Annotated in this window: 2 protein-coding genes; both read left to right on the forward strand. The window is 39.6% G+C overall.

All coding sequences use genetic code 11. From position 1 onward, the window contains the following. Positions 1-164: 164 nt before the first annotated feature. A complete protein-coding gene (locus tag CAG68_RS09285; RefSeq protein WP_225452537.1) occupies positions 165-992 on the forward strand; it encodes an MBL fold metallo-hydrolase in 828 nt (275 codons plus the stop codon). A gap of 250 nt (positions 993-1,242) precedes the next feature. Beyond that, a complete protein-coding gene (locus CAG68_RS09290) occupies positions 1,243-1,644 on the forward strand; it encodes a VOC family protein (RefSeq protein ID WP_005388788.1) in 402 nt (133 codons plus the stop codon). Positions 1,645-2,390 lie beyond the last annotated feature (746 nt).

The following is a 2,390-nucleotide window of genomic DNA, read 5'->3' on the forward strand; positions in this document are numbered from 1 at the left end:
CATAGGCAGTTAATGGGATTCGAGTTTACAAGTGATTCGGTCAGCTAAAATTCAAGCTAAGTAGAAAGTATTTGCAGTTGTATTTGCCTCTGAAAATCGTTTAGAGCTTTCTCATCCGCGAGGTTCTATAAGAAATTATTAAGGATATATTTGTGTGTGATTTCGTGAAAAAAATTATTGTAGGTTTACTTTTCAGTGCTTCGTCTTTTGCTTCCTTAAGTCAATATGTTCCAGCAATGAATGATAAGAACGGTTATGTAGAACCATTTCAGATGTTTGATAATGTCTATTATGTAGGAGACAAGTGGGTCTCATCATATGCCATTGCTACAGACGACGGACTCGTTATCATTGATACGCTTGACTTCCCTTACTCTGAGTGGATACCTATCAACCTAGAGAAGCTAGGGCTAAAAGATAAGCCAATAACGCACATATTGGTAACTCATGGGCATTCTGACCACGTTGGGGGCGCCCAGTTACTTCAAGAGAAGTATGGTTCCAAAGTCGTGATGACCAAAAGCGCTCATGAACTATCTATACAGCAATCAAACAAAAGCGAAGGTGAGAACAAGTTCCTTCCTCCAAATTTAGACATAGAGATAAAAAGCGATAGCTCTATGGCTATTGGTGGACATGAGTTTAAGTTCTATCTCACACCTGGCCACACGGAAGGTGATTATTCCTTAGACTTCACTGTTGAAGATAATGGCGAACAATATCGTGCTTTTATCGTTGGTGGGCATAGCGTAAGTAGCAATGATCCAGAAGTTATTGGCCAGTTCCTGACTAGCATGGAGAAAATTCGAAAAATTTCACTACAGGCACCTATTGTGAACGTTAACCTTTCGAACCATCCACATAAAAATTTCCTTTTTGAAAATAGGAAGAAGCTCGGTACAAGCGGTAACCCGTTTATCAGTGAGGCAAACTTCTTCATGTTCCTTAAGCAACAAGAAGATTTAGCTAAGGGAAAACTAGAAGAACTATAATACCGTGGTATACGAGCAGCCTTCGTTATTAGGTTAGAGATTTGCTCTTGAGTTATAGCTAAGGCTTTGATGAGTTGCTCAATCAAGATTCGACACTTGTGGTAGCTGTATTGTTTGTAGGTTCTAGTGGCAAAGGCGCTGTGCGTAAACATTCGTATTGTGTGCCTTAAACATTTGCAAGGCGTTACGTGCTTTCTAGAAAAGTCTCAAAATAGCGTACAATTAGCGTTTTGACACAGCGGAAATCATCATGGCCAAAACTGTTCAGCAGCAAATCGGAAACATTGCTCTAGTCGTTGAAAATTACGACGATGCTATCGAATTCTATACTCAAAAACTTCAATTCACTCTGGTTGAAGATACCAACCTAGGTGGTGGTAAACGCTGGGTTCAAGTTTCTCCTCCAAACTCCAATGGTACAAACCTACTTTTAGCTCAAGCGAGTACACCGGAGCAAACGCATGCAGTAGGAAATCAAACAGGTGGCCGTGTTTTCCTGTTTCTGCAAACTAATGATTTTTGGCGTGACTACGAGTTGATGAAGAAAAATGGTGTTGTATTTAATGAAGAGCCTCGTGTGGAAGAATACGGGACAGTGGTGGTGTTCCAAGATCTCTATGGTAATAAATGGGACTTACTGCAACTGAACTAGAAACTACATAGCACCTGCATAACATAGTGTTCATGAGGAGTTTCCAACAAGCTTTTAAGGCTCTGAGATATTAGTGCTAATTCAAAGGTTCTCAGAAGTCACTGTATTTCTAAATCACTTTTGTGCAAACAATAACTAGCCATCATTCCTTCTCGATGTATCAACAAATGTTAGGGCGGCACACCAAAAACAAAGGCGAACCAAACGGTTCGCCTTTGTCGATTTAGAGACTACTGATCACAGATAACTAAGATGGAAACTCGCCAGCTTTCTAAATCAGCCATCTGGAATACTCCTCGTAAATAACCAAGTTGCAAACTCCACCGCTTAATGGCGAATGAAGCCAGCAGGTTTCGTTAACTAAGTTGAAAACTCCCTCTTCAATAGAATTCTCTCGTTTAGAGTGATTGTTCAGTTCGTAAAACCCGAACCGTACTTTGCGAACCAATTAAACGAGCCTGTAGACCTAAACACTCTTATGCTGAGATTCACGCCTTACACATAGGTCAATGTACAAAGTTGAATTTTTAAAGGCTAAACGTGATTAACACTTAATTCATTTCATATATAGAATTTGAAAATGTTGATACTCTCTATTGCTAATTCAAATGAGCAATAGGGAGACTTATGAGTAAAAATAGCAAAGATAAAAGGGTAGCGAAAAAAAGACGTCTAGCAAAAAAAGCAAGGGATCATGCTGCGAAGATGGAATGCCAAAAGTTAATAGTCCCCTCTCTATACATGGA

Origin of the sequence: Vibrio sp. V42_P2S4T144 (assembly GCF_009904715.1) — a bacterium.
GTDB lineage: Bacteria > Pseudomonadota > Gammaproteobacteria > Enterobacterales > Vibrionaceae > Vibrio > Vibrio alginolyticus.

Excerpts from the sequence above, each read along its gene's own strand:
- CAG68_RS09290 (WP_005388788.1), top strand. The coding sequence starts at position 1,243 with ATGGCCAAAACTGTTCAGCAGCAAATCGGAAACATTGCTCTAGTCGTT.